A 24,930-nucleotide genomic window follows, 5' to 3' on the forward strand; every position below is an offset into this window, starting at 1 on the left:
AAGACATTTGTTACTTCCTTGAAAAAGTAACTGTTAGAGCTTCAGCACTACGGCAATAGGCACAACAATTGACAAAATGGTTCCGAATGCGTTTTTGTAATTCAACAGGAACGTAAATGCTCACGCCACTTCCGATGTTTTATCAAAATGCTTTAAGGTGTACTTAGCTCTGGTTTTGAGAATGTTTAGTTGATCGACCTGTGCTAACAGATGGTCTAAAGTAGCAGTTTCATCAGCTGATAGTTGATTTTCTGCATTCCGAACTAGTAAATCATCTAATTGAACTTGAGTTTTTAGAGATAATGTACTTTCTGCTAAAGCTTGCAGTTCATCCAAACTTAAGCCATTTAAAATTTCCTCATCTGTCGTTGATAAGTTTATCAAGTCTTGGTATGTTCGCAAATCTAACAGTACACCAACTCGTTCTCCTTGTTCATTAGTAATGTACTGGACTGATTCAGACATGGGTTACTTTTTGGATATCTTTGATTTTATGGTAACTTATCAACAACTAAAATTATTCCTGTGCTCCTACAGCTTTTAAAGTTCGTATAACTCTATGACATCCGTTAAATTCAGCTAACATCAAAGCTGTATAACCACCTTGATTTTTGACATTCACATCTGCTCCTGCTTGCACCAACAATTGCACGGCGCGATCGCAATCTCGTGAAGCCGCCCACATTAAGGCTGTGGCTTTGGCGGAATCTTGCAAGTTAACATCTGCTCCTTTTTCTAGAAGCTGTTCGAGCACACCAATGCGATCGCGTTCCGCTGCTTTTATCAGTGCTGTTTTGCCATCGTCTGCTTTTATATTCGCATTTGCACCGTGAGCGAGCAAAACTTTGACTGTTTCTGTATGTCCTTGAGTAGCTGCTAGTGTTAGTGGAAATTCACCCAAATTTTTCTCATTGCTATCTGCTCCCCGTTGAAGGAGTAACTCAACAATTGAGCTGTACCCCTGCAATGCTGCTGTAAGCAAGGGTGTATCGCCTAAGTTATTTCTTATGCCTACATTTGCACCGCCATCAAGTAAAACTTTAACAACATCCGTATAACCTTCTACTACAGCAAGATGGAGGGCTGTTTCGCCATCTTTGTCTCGAGCATTCACATCAGCTTGATGTGCAAGTATCGCGGATGCGATCGCACTATATCCTGCTGCGGCTGCGGCTGACAAAGCAGTTCCGCCATCCTCGTTTTGTGCCTTCACATCAATACCTGCAGCTATTAATGTTTGAACGACTTGCAAATGACCTAAATCCGCTGCTACCATCAAAGCGGTATCGCCTTCTTCATTTTTACTATTGACATCTGCACCGTTTTGTATTAGTGCTTGTACAACTGTAGCGTGTCCTTGCTTAACTGCTAAATTGAAAGCTGTATCCTCATCTTTATCTTTAATATTTGCCTCTGCTCCAGCAGCAAGTAAGGCGCGGACAATCTCAACATGACCTTTTAGAGCAGCTACCATTAAGGCTGTACTGCCATCTTCATTAGTCGTATTAACATCAGCCCCTCTCGACACTAACAGCTTCACAATGTCAAGCTGATTGGCGCTAGCTGCTAACATCAAAGCTGTCAAACCGTAACGCTTCCTCCGGATGTTAATGTTTGCTTCTCGATCGAGAAGCAAGCGCACGATCTCGGTATATCCCAAACTAGCAGCAAACATTAAAGCTGTTGTGCCATCGCCATTGCCTGTATCGACTTGTGCGCCAGCGTTAAGTAATGCTTGCACCCGTTTGATATCGCCATTCTTCGCAGCCAACAGCAAGGCATCGTTGTTCGTCATTTGTTAGTGGTTAGTGGTTGGTTGTTAGTGGTTGGTTGTTGTAGCACCTACTAACTACTAACGATTAAACACTAACTAATAACTACTTACCACTTCCTCACTCCCCATTGGCTACAGCGTTATGATAACTTTTATTAAGATTTAATTATTGGGAGAACACCATGAATCTGGAGCTTTCGCCGTCAGTTAAGTATTGGTTAAATTTCTTCCACCCGATCGCGATGTGGGCGCTACTGCTCCTATCTCTATATGCAGCATATTTGGGACTACAAGTTCAACGGACCAGAAATGCTCAGGGTGAAGAAAAGAAAGAATTAATAAAAGGTAAATATAATGTCAGACACCACCAAATTGGCTCTTTACTTCTAGCCTTTATGGTGGCGGGTGCTGTTGGTGGTATGGCCGTTACATATATTAATAACGGTAAGCTGTTTGTCGGACCTCACTTGCTAGCAGGGTTAGGGATGACTAGTTTAATTGCCTTTTCGGCTGCTTTATCTCCCTATATGCAAAAAGGAGCAAACTGGGCGCGTGCAACTCATATTTTATTAAATTTTGCTCTTCTAGGTCTTTTTGCTTGGCAAGCTATTACCGGAGTGCAAATCGTTCAAAGGATTCTCACCCAAGCATAGTCATTGAGAGTGGCTAATGCTCGCTGCAAGAGAGCCGACTTCTTTAAGAAGTCGGCTCTCCTGTCACTGATATAAAGTTTTTTGAAAATCTTCTTGAACTTTGCGAGTTAAGCGCCGGGAAACTTGGCGAACAATTTGGTTGAGAAGGCGATCGCCTGTAGATTGAATGATAGATTTAGGTAATCGCTGAATAAACTTTGGAAAGTGAATATAAACAGCTAGATGCAGTTCCCATTCAACTTGCGTGATTGTACCAGCCTTATGGTTAGAGTCTTTGGCATCAGTTTCTAGTAACTGTAGCGATGACTTATAATCCACATCGTAACCGGGAGCTTGGTAATTAGGAATTGGAATGGTCTGAATGCGATAAATTCCTTCCTCAGGAGGCAATAATTCCAAACCAATTTTTGGCTCAACTTCATAGCCAAATGCGCCAAAGCGACCGACAGTGAGAGCATAGCCATTTTTACTCAGAGATTCTACCTTCATCGGTTCAGCACAACGCGAAAACCATAAGGCATGATTATCTAGATATTCAGCAACAATCTTAGAAGGAGCAGGCATTTCCATACAATCACTGTAACAGCCATAAAACCTTCTTGGCGTCCCTATAGTTGCGTCTAGAGTCGTATCCTCAGAGGTTTCTACAGTTGACGGGATGGAAAAGACCGCTTCATTTGTATCCAAGGATCGATATTCCGAATTGTTTGAAATCATATAACTATTCTTTATATGCTGAACAATCTAGCTAAATTAATACTTCCCAAATTCAGTGGAATGTTTCGCACTAAATCACCATTTTTACTCAAATCTCAAAAATCTGTCATAAAGAATCTCTAAAATAGAAAACAGAATTGTAAAAATACAAGTTTCTCAAAATACAATGAAAGCATTTGTAGCAGGGGCAACAGGTGAAACGGGTCGTCGGATAGTACAAGAACTGATAGCGCGGAATATACCCGTTCGTGCTCTGGTCAGAGATATTGAGAAAGCAAGAAGTATTTTACCGATAGAAGCAGAATTGGTACAAGGTGATGTGTTACACCCAGAAAACTTGTCTACTGCATTAGGAGATAGCACGGTACTGCTATGCGCCACAGGGGCGTCGCCAAGCTTTGACCCGACAGGACCCTATAAGGTGGACTATGAAGGCACAAAAAATTTGGTAGAGGTAGCGCAAGCAAAGGGAATTGAGCATTTTGTTTTGGTTTCTTCGTTGTGTACTTCACAGTTTTTTCACCCACTGAATTTATTCTGGCTCATTCTAGTTTGGAAAAAGCAAGCAGAGGAATTCCTCCAAAAAAGCGGTTTGACTTATACGATTGTTCGACCTGGTGGGTTAAAAAATGAGGATAACTCCAATCGGATTGTCATGCAAAGCGCTGATACATTGTTTGACGGTAGCATTCCCCGCCAGAAAGTTGCACAAGTTTGTGTAGAGGCACTTTTTGAAACAGCAGCGAAAAATAAAATTGTGGAGATCGTTGCTAGGGAAGACGCCCCTGCAAAAAGCTTTGGTGAATTATTTACCAACGTGGTTTAACACTGACGGCTAACCACTAACTACCAAAGCGTTAACGAACTTTTACTGAAACATTACGTCAGATATTGTTGTTATATTTTGATTGACAACAGCAGGCAAGTTTAAGGAGTGGGACTCTGAAAAGTGTAGAACAACGGAAAGGCGGCGTTGAACAGCTTATAGGACCGATAGTCGCTCTTCTTGGCTTTATATGTTTGATACAGTGGTACGTGTTTGGTGATTTGCGATCGCAACCCGATCCGGTATTTAGTCAAAGACAACCAACCCTAGTCATGAAAGGGGGCGATCCTTATATTCGCGCCCTCATGCGGACTATTTCAGCGAGTGAAGCGAGTGGTAATCGTCCCTATTCGCTTTTATACGGAGGACAACAAGTGAACAATCTCAGCCGCCATCCTGAGATATGCGTCACTATTGTCTCAGGTCCAAACAAAGGTAACTGTTCGACAGCTGCTGGTAGATATCAAGTGATAAATACGACCTGGTATAGAATTGCATCGCGCTATCACCCAAACCCCAACCGATTTATGTTTTGGTCTTCTTATAGTTTTGAAGCAGAGTATCAAGACGTTGTAGTTTATCGTTGGCTTAATGATTCGCAAGTTTGGGGAGTAGATATATCTCAACAACTGCGTCAAGGAAAGATAAAAGACGTTTTGCGTCGGTTATCTCCTACTTGGACCAGTTTGGGTTATGGTATTGAAACTAACTCTGTTAGTCGGTCTTTGCCAAATATTTATCAGAGGGTGTTGCAAGAAGAATTGAACTCTGTAGTTAACAGCAACCAGTAACTGGCGATCGATTCATTTGTTCCTGAGTTACTCGTTCCCAGGCTCAGCCTGGGAATGTATTTTACGAGGCTCCGCCTCCAGAAAAAATCTCCTAACACTTTCAACGAAAGCAAGAGTATTTTCAAAATGGATGTTATGCCCTACTTTATCAATCATTTCTAATTGACAAAATGTACAAAAATTAGAAATTTTTCCATTAATATCTACAAATTTTTCATCATACTTACCAACTAGCAAAAGCATAGGAACTGTATTTTCTTTCAACTTTTCCCATAACGGAGGTTGTTGTCCGGTACCCATAAAACGTAATGACTTAGCCAGTTCAATTGGGTTATTTTGCAACCGAGTTTCTAGGAGAACCTGATAATGAGGATGGGTTTTAATCAAGCCAAAAATTGCTTGATTGTACCAGTTGGACAGGTAAGCGATAAAATCATTTCTTTCAACACTTCTTTCTAGCTTTCTGGCAATTTGTTCATCACGTCTTATTCTCTCTTCTCGTTCGGTAATTGTGGCTAAGCCAGGAGAAGCAGACTCTAAAACAACTTTTGAAAATCGATGTGGAAAATGGAGAGTGAGATATAAAGCTAGCCTTCCACCCATTGAATAACCCACTAAAAAGCATTGAGAAATTTTTAGTTCGTCTAGTAAATGAATTAGAGCTACAGCAGTGTTTGCCATTGTATAGCGATCGCTATCACCAAAAATTTTTGTTTTCCCGTGTCCGGGAAGGTCAACTGTGAGACAGTAAAATTCTTTAGATAGTAATGTTATGGCTTCGTCAAATTCATGACTGTTACCCATGAAACCGTGTAGAAAAAGAATCAGTGGTTTATCTGAAGAACCAGTGAAGGTGTAGTGAAATTGATAGTTTTGTGGATTCATGAGTAGAGCAGTATTGAAACAGATCCTATTTTAGGATGGCGGGCGATTGAAATCGCATCGTATACAGGCGAAACCCGCCTGCGTGGGTTTTTGAGATGATTTACGAGCCAGCAAAATTTCCCCGATTTCTTGAGGCGATTGAAATCGCATCGTATACAGGCGAAACCCGCCTGCGTGGGTTTTTGAGATGATTTACGAGCCAGCAAAATTTCCCCGATTTATTGAGGCGATTGAAATCACATCGTATACAGGCGAAACCCACCTGCGTGGGTTTTTGAGATGATTTATGAGCCAGCAAAATTTCCCCGATTTATTGAGGCGATTGAAATCGCGTCTATACAGGCGAAACCCGCCTGCGCGGGTTTTTGAGATGATTTAAAATTCCACAATATTTCCCCGATTTATTGAGGCGATTGAAATCGCGTCTATACAGGCGAAACCCGCCTGCGCGGGTTTTTGAGATGATTTAAAATTCCACAAAATTTCACCAATCTCTTGAGGCGATTGAAATCGCATCTATACAGACAAAACCCGCCTGCGCGGGTTTTTAAGATGATTTAGAATTCCACAATATTTCACCAATCTCTTGAGGCGATTGAAATCGCATCTATACAGACAAAACCCGCCTGCGCGGGTTTTTAAGATGATTTAGAATTCCACAATATTTCACCAATCTCTTGAGGCGATTGAAATCGCATCTATACAGACAAAACCCGCCTGCGCGGGTTTTTGAGATGATTCAGAACTCCACAAAATTTCACTCGAAGAAATTAGGTTTTTATGATTTCTATACCGATGCTGTAGGAGTTAACTCCCAATCAGAAACTATTGATTTTTTCTTATGATGAAGGGGCTGATTTCTAATATAGTCGGCTATGTTATCTATACCATTATGACTGACTGTAAATGCTCCATACCCACCTTGCCATTTAAAAAATTTCCCTGGGTTAATTTCATGAGTTACAAAATGGGAAGAGCTACCTTTAATTTGTTTTATTAATTGAGCTATATTTAGAGTAGTAGGAAACCTTACTAGTAAATGAATATGATCTTCAATACCTCCAATGGCAATTACCGTACATTCTAGTTGAGTGCATTCCTTAATAATTACTGCATAAATTTGTTGCTGAATATCCAGTGTAATTAGAGGCAATCTATCCCAAGTTGCCCAGACACAATGTAAATATAACTGGGTAAAATTTGAACGCATTTCTTTGTAAGATTTTTTCCAAATTTATTTGATAGATGCCTGAAAATTAAAAATCTTGGCTATACAACCGGAGGCTCTGATACTCTCCTTTACCAAGGAAAATGTATAGATTTTATAAATTATCAAATCAATTAGCAATGCTGCTATTTTATTATGGTTAATTTTAAATGATGTAAAATCCGTATATACGCGGAAGTAAAAAGCTATTTATTACCTAAAAAATCTTCTATGCTAATAAAATTATATTCAGCAAAATTTTACAATATTAAAATCGAATTGATAAACAGAAGAAGAGTGTGGTGAAAAAACCCGCGCAGGCGGGTTTCGCCTGTATAGCCGTGATTTCCAATCACTCGGTATCAAACCCGAAAACCATTTAGTATCAAAGCCCACACCCGAACAAGAGTGCGATGAAAAAACCCGCGCAGGCGGGTTTCGCCTGTATAGCCGTGATTTCCAATCACTCGGTATCAAACCCGAAAACCATTTAGTATCAAAGCCCACACCCGAACAAGAGTGCGATGAAAAAACCCGCGCAGGCGGGTTTCGCCTGTATAGCCGTGATTTCCAATCACTCGGTATCAAACCCGAAAACCATTTAGTATCAAAGCCCACACCCGAACAAGAGTGCGATGAAAAAACCCGCGCAGGCGGGTTTCGCCTGTATAGCCGTGATTTCCAATCACTCGGTATCAAACCCGAAAACCATTTAGTATCAAAGCCCACACCCGAACAAGAGTGCGATGAAAAAACCCGCGCAGGCGGGTTTCGCCTGTATAGCCGTGATTTCCAATCACTCGGTATCAAACCCGAAAACCACTCGGTATCAAATCCGAAAACCACTCGGTATCAAACCCGAAAACCACTCGGTATCAAACCCAACTCCATAAAATATGTTTTCAAGGCAAAAATCGATCTAACGCCGCCTTAAGGTGTTCGAGTTCATCTTCAATATTGCCCTCTTTTGCCGCTCTACCAATACAATCTGTTAAATGCTCATCTAAAACAATTCTTGCTACCCGATCTAAAGCTCCTCTAACAGCAGCAATTTGCAACAACACATCAGGACAAGGGCTGCTTTGCTGTACCATTGTCTTAATGCCTCGAATGTGTCCTTCTATACGTGATAGACGATTGACAATTCGCCGCAAAGACTCTTCACTATGAACGTGTGAATGAACCGAATGTTCGTGCTTGTGATGGTGCTGTGTGTTCTCGTGATTGCTATTGTCACAAAATAAATCCTCTTCCTGTTGGGAGATAGGTAAGGATTGTTTGGGTAATCGAGTCGATCCGTTCATAGTTTTGCTTGAGAAAGTGCAGCCAGTCAATTAAATCCTAACTTAGACGCAAGAAATGAGTGTGATGGTGAGTGGGGGAAACTTAGACCGGAAAACAACCGTCTATGGACAGTAATTGTTATCAACCTGTAAAAATAGCTATAGAGACTATTTTCTCATCTAGCAACAATTTAGGCTAAAACTTTAGGTTGTGGTTATGCGATTTTCCCAATTACCCCGGTCAATACGTCAACTCACTACTCATGTATTAGCAATTGTTTTGGGAGTTGTGTTAACTGTTAGCACGTTGCGCGTGTCACCCTCCCAAGCAGAACCAGCACCCTTTTCTCCAACGGCTGATTCACCACAACTCCTCGCTCAACGCTCTTCACCCGCAACGACTGCTATGGGTAGTAGTAGCTTTGTGACAGCGGCGGTAAATCGTGTCGGCAATGCAGTTGTGAGAATTGATACTGAACGTACTGTTTCTCGTCGCGCTTCCGATCCCTTTTTTGACGATCCCTTTTTCCGTCGATTTTTTGGTGAGTCTTTTCCACGACAAATGCCACAAGAACAAATGCGCGGTTTGGGCTCGGGTTTTATTATTGATAAAAGTGGTTTAGTCGTTACTAATGCCCATGTGGTAGATAAGGCTGATAAGGTAACAGTTCGCCTTAAAGACGATCGCACTTTTGAAGGAAAAGTACTCGGTGCTGATGAAGTCACCGATCTTGCAGTTGTTAAAATCAATGCAGGTGCGGATTTACCAGTTGCTCCTTTGGGCTCTTCGGCAAACGTGCAAGTAGGAGACTGGGCGATCGCGTTGGGAAATCCCCTGGGATTAGATAATACTGTAACTTTAGGAATTATTAGTACCCTCAGACGTTCTAGCGCTCAAGTAGGAATTGGTAACAAGCGCTTGGATTTTATTCAAACAGATGCAGCCATTAACCCCGGTAACTCTGGGGGTCCTCTGCTCAACGGTCAGGGTGAAGTGATTGGTATCAATACAGCCATCCGTGGTGATGCTATGGGTATCGGCTTTGCTATTCCTATTGATAAAGCCAAAGTTATCGCTGCCAAACTGCAACGAGGGGAAAAGGTCGATCACCCATTCATCGGTATACAAATGCAAGATTTAACCCCTGAAGTGGCAAGGCGAATCAACTCCGACCCCAATTCTCCGGTGCAAATTCCAGAAATTAATGGTATTTTTGTAGTCCGTGTTGTACCAAACTCTCCTGCTGCTGCTGCTGGCATTCGTCCGGGCGACGTAATTGTTGAAGTTGAGAGACAGCGAGTGAGTAAGGGAGAACAGTTGCTGGATCTCGTAGAAAATAGTCGAGTTGGTCAAACATTGCAGTTGAAGGTGCAAAGAGGTAACCAAACACAACAAGTTTCGGTACGCACGGCTCAATTGCAAGATGCTTCGTAAAAAATAGGGACAAGGGGAGTAGGAGATAAGGAAGACAAGAAAGACAAACTCTGCCAATCCCTACTCTCTAACCCCTACACCTTACGCTGTAAAAACTGACGCAAACTCAACAAACTCAAAGTTTGCCCTAAAGATAGGGGTAAGATTGTGACTCCTTCTACACGAGATTGCACCCAGCCTTCTCCCCAGTACCATTCGTGAAATCCGTCTATTCCTTGACTCAGAAGCAGGCGCAGGCAATCGGAACCTACGACATCTACGTGATGGTGAATTGCGATCGGTCCGGTACGCGTAACAAACTCAAATCCAGATTTAAGCTCTTCTGGCATTCCAGAGAAAAAACGACCGTGAGGCAGCCATTTTTCTAGCTCTGTTGGACGCAATATACTGTTACGAATTGCGATCGCAGATGCTTCTATTTCTATCCGTAGTTGACTTTTCTGAAAATTTCCTAACATTATTTTATAAATTCGTATATAAGTTCGTAATTGTGAATTACGAATTACGTTGGCATAGAGGCAGTTTCTAATTTTAGCTTACTTCCATCGCCGATGTTTAAATTAAGTTTTGTTATACTAAAGTAACGATCGTACCCGTGCTTAATAACGAACGGGTATGTCAGTCAAACATTATTGGTAAGGTTTTCATTTCATGGCCGATCAATTAATTCGCGCTACAGCAGCAGATGGTGGCATTCGTGCAGTAGGCGCTATTACCACACGTTTGACAGAAGAAGCAAGAGCGAAACACAAACTTTCCTATGTAGCAACAGCAGCCCTGGGCCGGACTATGGCAGCCGGTCTTTTGATGGCTTCTAGTATGAAGCGTTCTGGCTCAAGAGTCAATGTCCGAGTGAAAGGTGATGGACCTTTGGGTGGCATATTGATAGATGCAGGGCTAGATGGAACAGTACGCGGTTATGTAGACAACCCCGATGTGGAACTACCGCCAAATAGCAAAGGGAAGTTGGATGTTGGCGGTGCAGTCGGTAAGGGCTTTCTTTATGTTGTGCGGGATGTTGGGTATGGATATCCTTACTCAAGCACTGTGGAACTTGTTTCTGGTGAAATTGGTGACGATGTGGCTCATTATTTGATGACTTCCGAACAAACACCTTCAGCAGTTGTGTTAGGTGTTTTTGTGGAACCTAGCGGAGTCACTGCAGCTGGTGGGTTACTGGTACAAGTTTTGCCTAAAGCAGCTAGAGATGAAGCCCTTGTAGAAAAATTGGAGTCACGAGTTGCTGCTTTACAAGGGTTTACGCCTTTGCTGCAAGCAGGAAAGTCTTTGACAGAAATTTTTCAAGACTTATTGGGAGATATGGGATTGGTTATATTTCCTGAAAGACAAATGCTGCGCTTCCATTGTGGGTGCTCTTTCAATAGAGTGTTGGGAGCCCTTAAAATGTTGGGACAGGCAGAATTGGAAGACATGATGGTCAAAGATAACGGTGCTGAAGCAACTTGTCATTTTTGCGGAACTGTATACAATGCAAGTCGGGATGATTTGGCTCAACTTATTGTAGACTTGCAAGCAGAGGCAGAAGCTTCTACAGGAAGATAAAGTATAAAAAAGTACTGTCTAATTAATAAAGTTCATGGTATATGTGGATAATGTGGATATAGTATAGCTTTCTAACAGTGAGAAAGTTACTATGGCAGCAGCAGAGGTTTGGAGCTATAACAGTCGCTATTCGTTTATTTGTGGTGTGAGCAATGACAGCAGAGCGGGATACGCCAGAAAGTTGGTTGCCGGGTAGAGCAAGAGAGCCATATGATATGACAGGATTATCCCCGAAGAAACAATATAACAGCAATGACGCGTCTGGTGTACCAGCTACTGGTTCTAACTCCAAGTCTGTGAAACGCCAAAAAGACAGTAATTCGTCGGAAAAATCGCCTTCAGATAGTCAGTCAAACAAACCCGTTCCACCTGGTGGTTATGGAAAATTGCCAAGATGGACAAAAAGTTGGGTGCTGTGGACGTTATTATTAGCAATGGTTCCCGGTGCCATCGCTTTTATGGCAACAGCAATGCTGTTAAAGTTGCCCTCAGCGCCCAACTGTCCGTCGATTTTCTGGCCACTAGCAAGTGCTTCAGTGCGTCTGCATTGCGCTCAACTTGCAGCTTCCAAACAAACAGTAAAAGACCTTTTGCAAGCGATTGACCTCGTAAAGCAATTGCCGCCAAGTCATCCACTGCGAGCTGAAATCGATCGCTACATGGAAGAATGGTCAAAGGATATCTTGGATCTAGCTGACCAGAATTTCCAGTTAGGAAGGCTAGAAGAAGCAATTTCAACGGCTCGAAAAGTACCAAAGGATGTCTCAGCTTATAAAGTCGTCGAGGAACAAGTCGCCAAATGGCAGACAATTTGGTCAAAGGCAGAAGAAATTTATAAGGAATCGGAAGCGCAATTGCGCGAGCAAAATTGGCATCAAGCATTTATGCTGGCTTCAAAATTGTTGCGAGTAGATAATAAGTATTGGTCAACAACTAAGTACGATGAACTCAACCGTTTGATCGTGAGTGCGCGAGAAGATGGTGATAAGTTGGCAAAAGCACAGGGTCTAGCAGAAACTGGTTCGGTTGAAAACATACTCAAAGCGATCAAGCTGACAGAATCTATTGAGAAAGACAGTTACGTTTATCAGAAAGCTCAAGCAACCCTGACAGACTTTGGACGCAAAATACTGGCGATCGCACAAACAAAATTAGATCGGCGCGATGCAGATGGAGCCATTGCACTCGTACAGAAAGTACCTGCGGTGACAGGGTTAAAGTTAGAAGTAGAGGACTTTATCGCGATCGCAGAAGCACAAAACAGTGCTTGGACGGGTACCGTGTCAGGTTTGGAAACAGCAATTTCCCAAGCTCAGCAAATAGACATTTCCCGACCCGTATATGAAAAAGCACAAAAATTGATTGCTCTGTGGCAGTTAGAAATTGAAGATGTTGCGCGTTTGGAAAAAGCAAGAACGCTAGCAACTCAAGGAACAGTGAGCGATTTATCAGCAGCTATAGCTGAAGCACAACTGATTCCAGCGAGCAATCCCCGCGCCCAGGAAGCAAGACAAGACATTGGTCGTTGGGTTGCCCAAGTACAAATTATAGAAGATCGTCCTTACTTAGATCGTGCCGATCAAATAGCCCTGTTTGATGATGTGAATTCATTGCAAGCTGCGATCGCTGAAGCAAATCAAGTTCGTAGAGGACGTGCGCTGTATCGAGAAGCAAGAAAAAAAATTGCTACTTGGACCGAGAAAATTCAACGCACCGAAGATCAACCATACTTAGACAGAGCCAGAGCACTTGCTAGTAGCGGGGATTTACCCTCAGCCATTGAAACAGCAAGACAAATTAGTGTAGGGCGGGCGCTCTCAGGAGAAGCACAAGCATCCATAGATGAATGGCAAGGTCAACTCCGTGCTAGAGAAAACTGGAAGAGAGCAAGAGAAACAGCACTTGCAGGAACTCCAGAAGCATTAGCAGAAGCCATCCGGATAGCAAATAGAGTGCCAGAGGGAAGTTCGTTGTGGAGCGATGTGAGTGTAGCCGTCGATCAATGGAGCCAGCAATTGTTAGACATCGCTCGCGCTCAAGGCGAATCTGACATGGCTAGGGGTATTGAGACAGCTCGATTAATTCCGCGAGGGACTTCTGCGTACAGTGCAGCACGAGACCAAATTAGAGCTTGGGAAGAATTTCTCAATCCTCCCGCACCACAAACAGAACCACAGGTAGCACCGGAAACTGCTCCTACCGAACAACCCACAGTTGAGCAACCCGCCACTACCGAAGGACAGTAATCAACGGGGCTACACGTAAGTCCTACCATTGATGAATTTGAGCAAGGTATAGGTCAAGGTTGAGTGGTGCAAGACGCAAACTTTGGACCGAAAATTGCCTATTTTTCTAGTAGGGTGGGCAATGCCCACCAACATCAAACAACCAAATAGTTACAAAATATCTTAATTCTCATCATCAATTTCAGCAAAATTAACGCGATCGTAAAGGTCGTTCAGTTGAACTTGAAAATCAATCGTTTGCAGCGATAAATTTGCCGATTCGTTTTCGAGTTCAGTAAATAACCATTGACCTTCGGCAGTTTTCACATATTGCATTACATGATGAGAATATTGGTCAATTAAAATATATTCTTTAAATTCTGAAATTGAACGATAATATAAAAACTTATCTCCTTGGTCATAATTTTTAGTTGATTTAGATAAAACTTCTGCAATAAGCAAGGGATTCATTACAGTAGTCGTATTTGTTCCTGTATAAACAGGTTGCCCTTGAATTACCATCACATCTGGATAAGTGTACTGCCGATACCGAGGTATCCACAATCTAACATCAGCCATATAAACATCATATTTTTTACCCCTCAAAGCAATCTTTAATGATGCAGCTAAATTCAGAGCAATTTTATTATGATTGGTAGTACCACCTGTCATTGGAACAATTTCTCCGTCATGATATTCGCTTCTAAATTCTGCTTTTTCTTCAAGTTCTAAATATTCTTCAGGTGTGTAATAGGGTTTTTGTGTTTTTAATTGCATAAAGATATCACTTAATTATTCAGCAGAGCAACTTGCATGGTATTACCAAAAGGTAGCAGAATATTCTTACTCAAGAGTAGTCTATGGAATCATAAGTTATTGAAGAAATATGCCAGCTATATTCGTTCTGCAAGAATTTGTCTTACTACTGTGAGTGCCGAGTAACTCACCCCAGCAGTTCCTTCCCCAGGATGGGTGGAGTCGCCCACAAGCCATAAACCCCCGATCGGTGTACGATTGGCAAAACCAAAAGGACCGAAAGTCGGTATTCTTTGACCGATACCGCCAACAATACCCCTATCTCTCGACGTGTAGTGGGCAAAAGTACGTGGAGTTGCTGCTTCAACATGAACGAGCGTTTCTGGTTTTAAGCAGAAGAATTTGGCAAGACGCGCGATCGCATCGCGTGTATAGTGCTGTTTTAAACCTTCGTAATCTTCAGTACGCCACCACAGATCTGGATCGACAAAAGAAGAGGCAATAATTGTAGCTTGTCCTGACGGGGCGCGACCATCTCCGGGACGGCTGACCGATACAAACAGGGAATTATTATCCCCAAGAGGTCCGTTAGGCTCGTATAAAAATTGAAGATGGGGGGGACATTCTGGAGGAATAGCGCTTTCATCCACACCCAAATACACCACAAATGCACCGGATGAAGGGGGTAATTTTTCCACTCGTTGCTTGTAGCCTAATGGTGCTTTTTCTCCTAACAACTGCACCAGATTTTGCACTGTTACGTTAGCAACGACATGGTCAACGGCTTCTGTCCATACCTCTCCAGTTTTTTGATTGCGAATGATGACGTGAGTTGCTTTGCCGTTCTCAACTTTGATATGCTCTACAGTGTGGCGCATGAGCAATTTCCCGCCATCTCTTTCTAAAGCTTCTACCAAGCGATCGCTCAAAACTTGCATACTTCCATGAAGATGGTGCAATCCTCGAGGTTCTTGCGATACACTTAACGCCGTTGCTGCATAAAGCAAAGCTGTCTGTTGAGCATCAACTTGAGAATATAACTTGAGTTGCAGATCCAAAAAAGTTCTCAAGCGGTAGTCATCTCCGAGCCCATATGCAAACAAAGCATCACCTACGGTAAATAAGGTGTAAGGAACAGTTATAAGTGTATCGGGACGTACTGCCTTGGTTAACTCCCACAAATCCCACAAGTTACGGGGCGGTAATACTGGATCTCGTCCTTGAAATTTCCAGCTAGCTTTAAACAAAGTCGTTATCAAATCCCAAAACAGTTCGCTACCGGGAAACTGCTGTTGTCGTTCTTCTTTCCATTTCTCTGGATCTCGCCAAACATTAATGGGTTTTGTCTCACCTGGCAAATAAACCGCACATGCCGGATCGCAGGGTGTTGCTTCTGGTAAGTCAATCTCTAACTCTGAAAAAATGCGGTGGTGAATTCCTCCTGGTTCGAGCCCAGCAACCTGAGTTGCGCCCACATCAAAGGTAAATCCTTTTCGCTTGAAGGTAGAAGCACAACCCCCAGGAACGAGGGCTCCATCTAGAATTAAAACACTGTAACCTTTGCGAGCTAATAATGCACCAGCAGTCAGTCCACCTATTCCGGCACCGATAACTGCAACACGAGATTTGCTATTGCCAACACTATGACCGGGCATTGATATCTGCTACATATTTCTTAATATTCCTATCACAATTATAAAACACGTATCAAAAATAGTAGATTTGACGCCTAGTAAGATAGAAGAGTACAACAGGCTCATCTCAAGTAGTCCCAATGACATCAACCTTGCTGAAGTTTCCCCGCCTTAACGCTCCCAAACTGCACCAATTGCCAAATGGTTTAACAATAGTTGCCGAGCAAGTACCAATTGAAGCTGTAAACCTGAGCTTGTGGATTAATGTTGGATCGGCTATAGAAACTGACGAAATCAATGGAGTCGCTCACTTTCTAGAGCATATGGTGTTTAAGGGAACCGAGCAACTGGTGAGCGGCGAGTTTGAACGTCGCATTGAAGAGCGAGGCGCTGTAACAAACGCTGCTACGAGCCAGGATTACACTCATTACTACATCACGGCTGCTCCGAAAGATTTTGCGGAACTTGCACCATTGCAAATTGACGTGGTACTCAATGCCAGCATACCCGATGAAGCCTTTGAGCGAGAACGATTGGTAGTTTTAGAAGAAATTCGGCGTTCGGAAGATAATCCCCGCCGTCGCACTTTTCAACGCTCAATGGAGACAGCTTTTGATAAACTGCCTTATCGCCGTTCTGTCTTGGGTCCGGAATCAGTCATTTCTCAACTTCAGCCCCAGCAAATGAGAGAATTTCATAGAACTTGGTATCAACCAAAATCGATCGCGGCTGTAGCTGTTGGGAATTTACCCGTGGATGAGTTAATTGCAATTGTTGCTCGAGGATTTGAGCAAGCCACAACGAATCCTCACTCCTGTACGGGTGCAATGCCTTGCGCTCCTACTCACCATTCCCTACTGAACCCCGAACCTCCATTTACAAGCATTGTTCGCAAAGAATTTACTGATGAAAGTCTTCAACAAGCACGATTGGCGATCGTTTGGCGAGTACCGGGGTTAGCCCAACTAGAGCAGACTTACGCGTTAGACGTATTAGCAGGAATTCTCGGACACGGTTTGACTTCAAGGCTAGTACAAGATTTACGAGAAGAACGAGGACTGGTTTCTCAGATTTCTGTTAGCAATATCACCCAACAGTTACAAGGAACTTTTTATATTTTGGCTTATTGTCCGGCAGACAATTTACCAGATGTAGAAGCACGAATCATCCAGCACATTCACAATCTACAATTGGAAATGGTAAAAAAATCGGAAATTGAGAAAATTCGGACAAAAGTTGCTAACAGGTTTATTTTTGGCAATGAAACGCCAAGCGATCGCGCTACTTTATATGGATACTACCAATCCATGGTAGGTGACTTGGAGCCTGCATTTAATTACCCTGCGATCGTTCAAAGTTTGGATGCACCTGAGTTAATGCAAGCTTCCCAAGATTATCTTTCGCCAGACGCTTATGGTGTTGTCGTACTTAAACCATTGTAAATTGGGGATTGGGGATTAAATAGTTATTCTCTTTTGTCCCCCTTGTCCCCCCACTCCCCGACTCCCCATTCTTATGTGGTCTGAAATAGACGCTCACATCAGTCAAGCGACAGGCGAACAATTTAAGTCTTTACAGCAACGCTCAGTTAGTGGCGGATGCATCAACCAAGGTTATGCAGTCTCTGATAGTAAGCGTACTTACTTTGTTAAGCTCAACCAGGCGTTAAAACTTGATATGTTTCAGGCGGAGTCGCTGGGCTTACAGCAAATGTATCAAACAGCAACAATCCGCGTTCCCAAACCAATATGCTCTGGGGTCACTGGGAATGACAGCTATTTGGTGTTGGAATGGTTGGAAATGAATTCGGGAAACACTAAATCTTGGGAAGAGATGGGACGGAAACTCGCAGCAATGCATAAAACCACAAACACCCAAGGTTTTGGTTGGGACATGAACAATACTATTGGTTCTACTCCTCAAATCAATACTTGGACAGCAGATTGGATTGAATTTTATACTCAGCATCGCTTGGCTTATCAATTCCAGTTGGCTCGACGGCGACACGGTCATTTTCCTCAAGAAAAAGAGTTGCTTGAGGCGATTCCTAAGTTATTGGCAAATTACAAACCCCAACCTTCCCTCGTACATGGGGATTTGTGGGGAGGAAATGCGGGGTGTACTGTATCGGGAGAACCAGTCATTTTCGATCCAGCAACCTATTATGGCGATCGCGAAGTTGATATTGCCATGACGGAACTTTTTGGTGGTTTCCCGGCTGCTTTCTATCGAGGATATAACGAAGTTTGGTCTTTAGATAAAGGGTACGAGCAGCGAAAAGTTTTATATAATTTGTATCACATTCTCAATCATTTTAATTTATTTGGTGGAAGTTACTCGTCGCAAGCCAACCAGATGATAGCTCAACTTTTGAAATTGATAAATATTTGAATTTCCAGCAAAAATCAGAAAAATGCCTAAATTGCATAGAGAGAAATTCCCTAGAGAAAATCTGTGATCTATAACTTGCAACACAATAAAATTAACTATTTTTGTAATGCTGTGCCTGATGTTCGCTATGAGTGGCTTTAACCTTACCTAAGCCTAAAAACAGGGATATTTTAATCTTTATAAATAACTATAAAATGAGGTATACTCAATAGAATGAATTATGAAACTGCTCGCAAATTTCTGATCGACCAAACAGTAACAAATGAGGATAGCCCGGATGCTCTGTTGACTCGTCTGCAACAGGGAAAGCCTCCTGTACCCGGTCAGATCACCTCGATTTTGCTGGCAATGAAGGTAGTGTTTGAAGGTCTGAAGGACGCCACTATGATGGACAGGGAAATAGTGTATGCCTTGTTCCAGTTGGCTGTTAAAACTCAACAATTATTTGCAGCAGGACGGAAAGCGGGGGTTGAATGGCCCCCACTGCTGAAGGAAGATTTGGTAAGAATTGCGATCGCAACTGAAAGTATTCTTTCAGGCGAGTGGCAAAGTTTACATTAATGGCTAATAGCTAATGGCTAATGGCTAATGGCTAATGGCTGCAACTAACCACTAACGAATTTTCAACTCTGCTTCTAACTTGTCTAGATCGGATTTGAGTAAAACGGTTAATTGACCTGTAAATGCTTTCCCATCCCTCGGTTGTGCGACTTCTACCCAGTAAGCAAAACGATCGCCTACACGTAATTGTCCTTGCAAAGCTTCTTTTATGGGAGTTTTTGCAAAGCGAGAGGCATTCACTGTAGTTTGATTGGGATATTCGTACACTACTTGAGCATTTGTGAAGTCTTGATAAATTTCTAAACCATAAATAGATCGTAAAGATTCTTGAAGGCGATCGAATGTCATGCCGTTAACTGCATCGAACATTGTAATCCGCTCGTTGCGAATTTTACTACGATCTTTTGTAAATCCTACTTTACCTGCTGCTAGCACTGATGCTTGAAAAGAGAATCTTTGGGCTGCTGTGTCGCTCTTTTGTACAAAGAACCGCTCTACTGGGGATGGGCGGAGGGTAGGATGTGCTTTAATCCAAGCAGCAACATCTTCTGTAGATTGTCCCGGTAAAGCAAAAGCTGCTGAATCCAAGATAAGCCCAACGGAAAAGCAGGAAATAAAAGAAAAAGGTAATATTAAAAACTTAGGTAGAGATTTGTGTAGCATTTTTGTTTTTGACTGACAGGTTAGCTAATAATAGTTTTCCCCTTTTCATTGACATACTCACTGCCCTAAAGGGTCAGTGATTCTTGACACTTCACTGAGATGTGCTGGCAAGGCAGTCTTACCTTCTCTCCATGTCCGTTTAGAGTCGTGGCAATGCCCTATCCCGACTTTGTTTATATTCTTAGCTGCATTCTCGTCTCTGTCGTGTTCCGTTCCGCAATTCAAACACAACACCGAACGGATGGATAGATCGAGCTTGCCCCACTTAAAACCGCAGTCCGAACATATTTGGCTCGTCGGTTCCCAACGATTTATAGTGTGAAAACTTCTATCCAACTTCTCAGACTTTGCTTCGCACAATACCCGAAACTCTCGCCAAGCTTGTAAGCTAATTACTCTGGCAAGTTTGCGATTTTTGACCATGCCTGACACGTTCAAGTCTTCCAAAATGATGGCTTGGTTTTCGCTCACCACTTTGGTGGACAGTTTATGCAGGAAGTCTTTGCGAGTGTCTGCTATTTGGTTGTGTGATTTTGCAATCTTGATTCTAGTCCTGTTCCTACGCTGAGAATCTTTCTGTTGCCGTGCCAGAAGCGCAAACTTCCGGTGCGCGGGTTAAGCACGCACCGGAAGTTTGCAAGAGAGCACGGGGCTTGCATCCCATTATTTTCGGTAAAAGGCTTTAACTTTGATGTGAAAAAACCCTCTTAAGAGACTGTTTATCAGACAATATTTGTTTAATACAGATTATAAGTTTTTAGCCCATCTAAAGGATGAGAATTAAGTAAGCTAAGACTGGGAAGGGGACACGGGCGCATTTGAACAATTCACTCTCTTTTGTCCTACCCTCGCACAGGATAGCGATAAGCTTCACTTATCGCTATCCTGTGCGTATGACAATCCCAGCAAACAATAAATCGATGCAGGATATTGAGGCAAGGCGGTCTGCTTAATATAGTTATTCTCAATATGAAGCTGCTTTCACCAATCTTTGCAAAACTCGTGCTAGACTCACTTACACTTAATGCAATATTCCCAACCGAATAACCGTGTGGCGAATTCTATATAGTGCTTTCAAGGGCACAATTGATTTTGTGGTTAAAACCAGTTGTTCAAAGGTACTCTTTTCTAAGAGAATTTATCAGAACTACACAAAAGAGTTATTGTACGATTGTTTTACGCTATAAGTATGAGATAAACATTTGCGAGCAAAACCCAATTGCAAACAACAGAATTGGCGTGGCTTAAGGATTGCTGGTGTACTTCAGAACTCCATCAATATTTTCAATTCCCTGTAAGACTGTTGAAGTCTGCTTGAGTGTACCATTTCTTTTTTTACAAGAAGCTGTTAAGACATTTCCTCTGATGCCAATCTGCTCGCAAGTTAACTGATAATTGCTAACTTGCTCTGGGTTAGTTACTTTGAAAGTGCCGTTAATATTCTCAATTCCCCGCAAGACGATTGAAGTCTGCTTAAATGTTCCATTGATTCGGCGACAATTAGCTGAGAGAACGTTGCCAGAAACTAAGATATTGTTACAGGTTTTCTGATAACTGCTAGGTGTAGCATTAGCAGGGCTATTAATCCCAACTAAAGTAGATGTTGCTAAAAGAGCAATTACACTAAATACATTTGGCTTCATAATTTTGCTTCTCTATGCTGACAAAAATGTTCTACATCTTCAAGAAACCAAATTTCGGATGCAATACCCTGCTATTTGGAAGCAACGCCAATATGCTATCCAAGGCGTGTTTGCTTCATTATTTGTCACTACTTTAGTTATGGTTGCTCTTGCAGTTGGTTAAGAGTTGGGAACCATTGCGACTTTAATAACCTTACGTTCCTTCATGTCGTAGAATACCTGCTCTAAATCTGTCAAAGGTCGGCGAGTGCTAATTAGTAACTCAAAGGGTATTTTCCTGCTAGCAATAAGTGAAAGTGCTTCTCGCACAAAGATGGGGGTGTTGTGAAAAACTCCTTTTAAAGTCAATTCGCTATAGTGAAGTTGTTCTGTATTTACAGTAATACTGGTGTCTCGCGGACAACCACCAAAAAGATTAACGGTACCGCCAGGGCGAGTACAGGCAATTGCCGTTTCCCAAACACTTGGGACTCCTGTTGCTTCGATCGCAACATCTGCACCCATTCCTTGTGTTAAATCTTTTACACTAGCAGGAATATCCGGTAATTGACGGTAATTTAACGTTGCTGCTGCACCCAGCTTTTTCCCAATAGCCAGTCTTTGGTCATTTCCTCCAAAAAGCAGTACTTCTGCTTGTAAATCGAGAGCCAACTTTGCCACGAACATCAGCCCAATCGCTCCATCCCCTAATACGACAACGCGACCGCCCGGTTTGACGTTGGAACGGGCGACTCCGTGCAGCACACAAGCCAAAGGTTCTGTCATGGCTGCTAATTCATAGGGTAAGTCATCGGGAACGGGCAACATGTTATGCTGCACGATCGGTGCGGGAATTTTTAAATATTGGGCAAATGTTCCGTTATTCCAGGTTAAGTTTGGGCATAAAGAGTATTCTTGGCGATCGCAAAAAAAACACTTCATACATGGAGCCGAATTATTTGCGACTGCGCGATCGCCTACTTGCCAATCTGTAACACCTTCTCCGACAGCTACAATCCGTCCAGCCACTTCGTGACCAAATAGAGTGGGCGGTTTTAGCATTCTGGCGTGACCGCCACGCCGCCATACTTTCAAATCTGTCCCACAAGTTGTTGATATTCCCACCTGAAGAACGACTTCACCTTTGTCAGGTGTTGGCTCGGGGACTTCTTCCAAACGCAAATCTTCTTTACCGTAAAGTAAAGCTGCTAACACGGATTGCAACCTAATATTTAACTCCTCTTGATTGTATCAGGTGTTAAACGTTCGTAATGAGTTATGCAGATACTGCCCGCCAACATCAAACACTTAGCGATATCTACCTTACCAGTATCGGGTGAAGTTAATATATATTCACAATTAACTCGTAGTAGCACTTGAGTGCTAAAGCGCTACTACGAGTTTACAATCTTCTCTTTCTTCCCAGTCCCTAATCTCTAGACCCCACCTTTGTCACAATTCCGAGATTTCTTCCTTCTACTTTGGACAAACGATTTACTGTTAATAACGGTACTTCTTGCCAACAAGTTTTGCAGAACCAGTAAACTTCACCATGCCGGACATGACGCAAGAGGCAATCACCGCAACAGGGACAACTGTTGGATCGCATGCTCATATATACGTCCTCCTTATTAAAGAAATGTTGATATAAATGCGTTCAAAAGTGTTGATTAAAACTGGATTTTGGCGGAATGAATTCGACCATTGGTCTTGATGCGATCCTTGATAATTCTGCTATAGACCGCTTCATATCCATCAACCATTTGAATAACGCTAAACTTGCTTTCTATATATTCTCGGCAAGTTTGACGATTCAATTCCAATGCAGAGGGAATCATTGTTGCCATGTCTTCGTAGCTTTGGCACACAAAACCTGACACACCGTTAGCAACAACTTCTGATACAGAACCCATATTGATGGCAATAACTGGTGTACCAGTTGCCATTGATTCAATCATGACCAGACCAAAAGGTTCTTGCCAGGTAATGGGGAAGAGAGTAATAGCAGCATTACCCAGAAGTTCGGCTTTCTCAGCATGGTTAATTTCACCTAAATACTGAATTTGCTGACCATCTATTTGGGGGGCAATTTCTTGTTCAAAAAACTGAGAGTCTACTATATCTACTTTTCCTGCCATCTTCAAACGCCAGCCTGTTTGTTTGGCAATGGCGATCGCGTGTTGTGGTCCCTTTTCTGGCGAAAAGCGTCCCAAGAATGCAAGATAAGGTGGTTCTTCATGTTTGGCTACAAAAGGATAATCATCTGGATTAATCCCGTTATAAACCGTACCTGCATAGTTCAGAGCTATTTGACGTTGTGCGTTACTAATGCTGACGTAAGGTTGCTTCTGGTGATGGGAATAGACGTGTTGATTGTCCCGTGTAAACCTACCGTGTAGGGTATGTACTGTGGGAGTAGACACTAAACTCGCTAAAGGTAATGCCGATATTCCTACGTGGGAGTGAATGATGTCGAATTCCGAAGCTAGTTGGTAGACTTGGCTGAGTTCTAGCATCTCGTACACCGCATACTCTTTGACATTGGGGTCTAAGCGCAATGCACGAGGGTAAACTGCTTCTAACTTAGCCAGCGTTTGCGAATCTCCAGATGCAAACAATGTGACATCATGACCCCGTTTTACGAGTTCATCAGTCAAACGACTCACAACTAGTTCAATCCCTCCGTATGTTGGAGGTGGAACTCGTTCCCACAAAGGGGCTACTTGAGCGATTTTCATAGGTGTTTTGGTTCAGTACCTTGTACTAGTCTATGACTGGGATTTACCTTCAATTAGGTAAAGCATTTATACTTACCTAACTGATTTTTAAGTTAACTTAAGTTATTTTGCAAGAGTGCAATTTCGGTTAACCTGACCTAGAAATAGTTACCAGCAAGTTGTTCCAGAGCCGTCTTCATTAGTTAGCAACTACATTCTTAATATAATGCTAATTGCGGAATCCTATCATCTACCTAGGGGATCATAAAAAGACTAAAGTTTTGTAACCAATCATACTAAATTCTTGCACGGGATCAATTTTTGGTACTTCCGGCTAACTCTTGACCAATGACCGTTAACCGATGACTATTAACTATTGACTAACGACCACTAACTACTGATAAACCGCTGTAAAAAAATGAAAGTTGCTACTTGGAATGTCAACTCGATTCGCACTCGTATAGGGCATATTATCGATTGGTTAAGCCAAAATCGGGTTGATGTCCTTTGCATGCAAGAGACTAAAGTTGTTGATACTGAATTTCCGCGTGCAATGTTTGAGGAATTAGGCTATCACATTTACGTATCGGGACAAAAATCATATAACGGTGTTGCGATCGCGAGTTCTCAACCACTCAAGGATGTCAGCAGTAGTTTTTATGATGTTTTGACAAATTTAGAACCAGAATGGGACACGCAAAAACGGATAATTACAGGGAGTGTAGATAATATAAGAATTATTAATCTTTATGTACCAAATGGATCTTCTATTGGAAGTGAAAAGTACGATTACAAACTGCGTTGGTTAACAGTGCTGCGCGAGTATTTAAAATCTCTTCTGGTGTCCTCACCCAGTATTTGTATGTGTGGGGACTTTAACATCGCTTTAGAAGATAGGGATATTCATGATAGTGCGATCGCCCCAAACCACATTATGGCTTCCGTTCCAGAACGAGAAGCCCTACGAGAAGTTTTATCACTGGGGTTCAGTGATGTTTTTCGTAAATTTACATCTGAAAGCGGGCATTATAGTTGGTGGGATTATCGCGCTGCTGCTTTTCGGCGTAACTTGGGTTGGCGAATCGACCATCACTATCTCACACCAGACCTGTATGAGCGTGCTAAAAGCTGCTCTATTGATGTCACGCCCAGAAAATTAACTCAACCGAGCGATCACGCTCCAGTGGTTGTGGAATTTTAGATGGCTAATGGTGAGACCAGCCCTGT

At 42.5% G+C, this 24,930-nt stretch carries 24 protein-coding genes and 1 pseudogene; 10 read left to right on the forward strand and 15 right to left on the reverse strand.

Annotation, left to right across the window (positions count from 1 at the left end):
* Positions 1 to 120: 120 nt before the first annotated feature.
* Entirely contained in the window at positions 121 to 465 is a 345-nt protein-coding gene (locus AB0756_RS21960) for a hypothetical protein (RefSeq protein ID WP_038081229.1), read from the reverse strand.
* Positions 466 to 517: 52 nt separating this feature from the next.
* Positions 518 to 1,795, reverse strand: a complete 1,278-nt coding sequence (locus AB0756_RS21965) for an ankyrin repeat domain-containing protein (protein WP_050046830.1) — start codon at positions 1,793 to 1,795, stop codon at positions 518 to 520.
* Between the two features lie 161 nt (positions 1,796 to 1,956).
* Here AB0756_RS21965 and AB0756_RS21970 point away from each other — a divergent pair, with 161 nt between their 5' ends.
* Complete coding sequence (locus AB0756_RS21970; RefSeq protein ID WP_038081231.1) at positions 1,957 to 2,427, forward strand: DUF4079 domain-containing protein; 471 nt, start codon at positions 1,957 to 1,959, stop codon at positions 2,425 to 2,427.
* Positions 2,428 to 2,490: 63 nt separating this feature from the next.
* Here the strand turns inward: AB0756_RS21970 and AB0756_RS21975 are convergent, their stop codons facing one another.
* On the reverse strand, positions 2,491 to 3,144 hold the full coding sequence (locus tag AB0756_RS21975) for a DUF1997 domain-containing protein (protein WP_038081233.1): 654 nt from the start codon (positions 3,142 to 3,144) through the stop codon (positions 2,491 to 2,493).
* A 166-nt stretch (positions 3,145 to 3,310) separates the two neighbouring features.
* Between AB0756_RS21975 and AB0756_RS21980 the strand changes: the two genes are divergently transcribed.
* On the forward strand, positions 3,311 to 3,970 hold the full coding sequence (locus AB0756_RS21980; RefSeq protein ID WP_038081235.1) for an NAD(P)H-binding protein: 660 nt from the start codon (positions 3,311 to 3,313) through the stop codon (positions 3,968 to 3,970).
* A gap of 116 nt (positions 3,971 to 4,086) precedes the next feature.
* Positions 4,087 to 4,761, forward strand: coding sequence for a glycoside hydrolase family 24 protein (locus tag AB0756_RS21985; RefSeq protein ID WP_050046834.1), 675 nt, complete (start codon positions 4,087 to 4,089; stop codon positions 4,759 to 4,761).
* Positions 4,762 to 4,788: 27 nt separating this feature from the next.
* Here the strand turns inward: AB0756_RS21985 and menH are convergent, their stop codons facing one another.
* From menH to AB0756_RS22000, 3 genes are all read right to left on the reverse strand, one after another.
* Positions 4,789 to 5,646 (reverse strand): 2-succinyl-6-hydroxy-2,4-cyclohexadiene-1-carboxylate synthase, encoded by an 858-nt coding sequence (menH, locus tag AB0756_RS21990; protein WP_038081239.1) that lies wholly within the window; start codon positions 5,644 to 5,646, stop codon positions 4,789 to 4,791.
* 787 nt (positions 5,647 to 6,433) lie between these two features.
* The gene (gene tnpA / locus AB0756_RS21995) at positions 6,434 to 6,856 is read right to left on the reverse strand and encodes an IS200/IS605 family transposase (RefSeq protein WP_038077365.1); all 423 of its coding nucleotides are present in this window, start codon (positions 6,854 to 6,856) and stop codon (positions 6,434 to 6,436) included.
* 899 nt (positions 6,857 to 7,755) lie between these two features.
* Positions 7,756 to 8,157, reverse strand: a complete 402-nt coding sequence (locus tag AB0756_RS22000; RefSeq protein WP_038077364.1) for a metal-sensing transcriptional repressor — start codon at positions 8,155 to 8,157, stop codon at positions 7,756 to 7,758.
* 196 nt (positions 8,158 to 8,353) lie between these two features.
* On the opposite strand from AB0756_RS22000, the gene AB0756_RS22005 reads away from it, so the two are divergent.
* Positions 8,354 to 9,571: an HhoA/HhoB/HtrA family serine endopeptidase gene (locus AB0756_RS22005; protein WP_038077363.1), complete on the forward strand. Its 1,218-nt coding sequence runs from the start codon at positions 8,354 to 8,356 to the stop codon at positions 9,569 to 9,571.
* 74 nt (positions 9,572 to 9,645) lie between these two features.
* Here the strand turns inward: AB0756_RS22005 and AB0756_RS22010 are convergent, their stop codons facing one another.
* Positions 9,646 to 10,029, reverse strand: coding sequence for a hypothetical protein (locus AB0756_RS22010; protein WP_038077360.1), 384 nt, complete (start codon positions 10,027 to 10,029; stop codon positions 9,646 to 9,648).
* Positions 10,030 to 10,222: 193 nt separating this feature from the next.
* Between AB0756_RS22010 and hslO the strand changes: the two genes are divergently transcribed.
* Together hslO and AB0756_RS22020 are read left to right on the forward strand one after the other, a co-directional pair.
* Positions 10,223 to 11,134 (forward strand): Hsp33 family molecular chaperone HslO, encoded by a 912-nt coding sequence (gene hslO / locus AB0756_RS22015; RefSeq protein WP_038077354.1) that lies wholly within the window; start codon positions 10,223 to 10,225, stop codon positions 11,132 to 11,134.
* A gap of 152 nt (positions 11,135 to 11,286) precedes the next feature.
* Complete coding sequence (locus tag AB0756_RS22020; RefSeq protein ID WP_050046835.1) at positions 11,287 to 13,380, forward strand: type 2 periplasmic-binding domain-containing protein; 2,094 nt, start codon at positions 11,287 to 11,289, stop codon at positions 13,378 to 13,380.
* A gap of 162 nt (positions 13,381 to 13,542) precedes the next feature.
* Here the strand turns inward: AB0756_RS22020 and AB0756_RS22025 are convergent, their stop codons facing one another.
* Positions 13,543 to 14,136: a Uma2 family endonuclease gene (locus tag AB0756_RS22025; RefSeq protein ID WP_038077350.1), complete on the reverse strand. Its 594-nt coding sequence runs from the start codon at positions 14,134 to 14,136 to the stop codon at positions 13,543 to 13,545.
* A gap of 116 nt (positions 14,137 to 14,252) precedes the next feature.
* Positions 14,253 to 15,770, reverse strand: a complete 1,518-nt coding sequence (crtD, locus tag AB0756_RS22030; protein WP_038077341.1) for a C-3',4' desaturase CrtD — start codon at positions 15,768 to 15,770, stop codon at positions 14,253 to 14,255.
* Positions 15,771 to 15,889: 119 nt separating this feature from the next.
* On the opposite strand from crtD, the gene AB0756_RS22035 reads away from it, so the two are divergent.
* The 3 genes from AB0756_RS22035 to AB0756_RS22045 all read left to right on the forward strand — a co-directional run bounded on the left by AB0756_RS22035 (position 15,890) and on the right by AB0756_RS22045 (position 18,701).
* A complete protein-coding gene (locus AB0756_RS22035) occupies positions 15,890 to 17,191 on the forward strand; it encodes a M16 family metallopeptidase (RefSeq protein ID WP_038077337.1) in 1,302 nt (433 codons plus the stop codon).
* A gap of 73 nt (positions 17,192 to 17,264) precedes the next feature.
* The gene (locus AB0756_RS22040; RefSeq protein ID WP_038077335.1) at positions 17,265 to 18,140 is read left to right on the forward strand and encodes a fructosamine kinase family protein; all 876 of its coding nucleotides are present in this window, start codon (positions 17,265 to 17,267) and stop codon (positions 18,138 to 18,140) included.
* A gap of 213 nt (positions 18,141 to 18,353) precedes the next feature.
* Entirely contained in the window at positions 18,354 to 18,701 is a 348-nt protein-coding gene (locus AB0756_RS22045; protein ID WP_038077332.1) for a hypothetical protein, read from the forward strand.
* A gap of 51 nt (positions 18,702 to 18,752) precedes the next feature.
* Here AB0756_RS22045 and AB0756_RS22050 read toward each other — a convergent pair whose 3' ends face one another.
* The 6 genes and pseudogenes from AB0756_RS22050 to AB0756_RS22075 all read right to left on the reverse strand — a co-directional run bounded on the left by AB0756_RS22050 (position 18,753) and on the right by AB0756_RS22075 (position 23,724).
* Positions 18,753 to 19,364, reverse strand: coding sequence for a hypothetical protein (locus tag AB0756_RS22050; protein ID WP_038087852.1), 612 nt, complete (start codon positions 19,362 to 19,364; stop codon positions 18,753 to 18,755).
* Positions 19,365 to 19,421: 57 nt separating this feature from the next.
* Positions 19,422 to 19,958: pseudogene (locus tag AB0756_RS22055) on the reverse strand (RNA-guided endonuclease InsQ/TnpB family protein); the annotation flags it as partial.
* A 650-nt stretch (positions 19,959 to 20,608) separates the two neighbouring features.
* On the reverse strand, positions 20,609 to 21,007 hold the full coding sequence (locus AB0756_RS22060) for a mannose-binding lectin (RefSeq protein WP_050046836.1): 399 nt from the start codon (positions 21,005 to 21,007) through the stop codon (positions 20,609 to 20,611).
* Between the two features lie 159 nt (positions 21,008 to 21,166).
* A complete protein-coding gene (locus tag AB0756_RS22065) occupies positions 21,167 to 22,201 on the reverse strand; it encodes a zinc-dependent alcohol dehydrogenase (protein WP_038087850.1) in 1,035 nt (344 codons plus the stop codon).
* A 214-nt stretch (positions 22,202 to 22,415) separates the two neighbouring features.
* Positions 22,416 to 22,601, reverse strand: a complete 186-nt coding sequence (locus AB0756_RS22070; RefSeq protein WP_072040838.1) for a hypothetical protein — start codon at positions 22,599 to 22,601, stop codon at positions 22,416 to 22,418.
* Between the two features lie 55 nt (positions 22,602 to 22,656).
* The gene (locus AB0756_RS22075; protein WP_038087848.1) at positions 22,657 to 23,724 is read right to left on the reverse strand and encodes a glycosyltransferase family 4 protein; all 1,068 of its coding nucleotides are present in this window, start codon (positions 23,722 to 23,724) and stop codon (positions 22,657 to 22,659) included.
* A gap of 397 nt (positions 23,725 to 24,121) precedes the next feature.
* Between AB0756_RS22075 and xth the strand changes: the two genes are divergently transcribed.
* Positions 24,122 to 24,904: an exodeoxyribonuclease III gene (gene xth / locus AB0756_RS22080; RefSeq protein WP_038087845.1), complete on the forward strand. Its 783-nt coding sequence runs from the start codon at positions 24,122 to 24,124 to the stop codon at positions 24,902 to 24,904.
* The last annotated feature ends 26 nt before the right edge of the window (positions 24,905 to 24,930 follow it).

It is taken from the genome of Tolypothrix campylonemoides VB511288_2 (genome assembly GCF_045999855.1).
In the GTDB taxonomy this organism is placed as follows: domain Bacteria; phylum Cyanobacteriota; class Cyanobacteriia; order Cyanobacteriales; family Nostocaceae; genus Scytonema; species Scytonema bouteillei_A.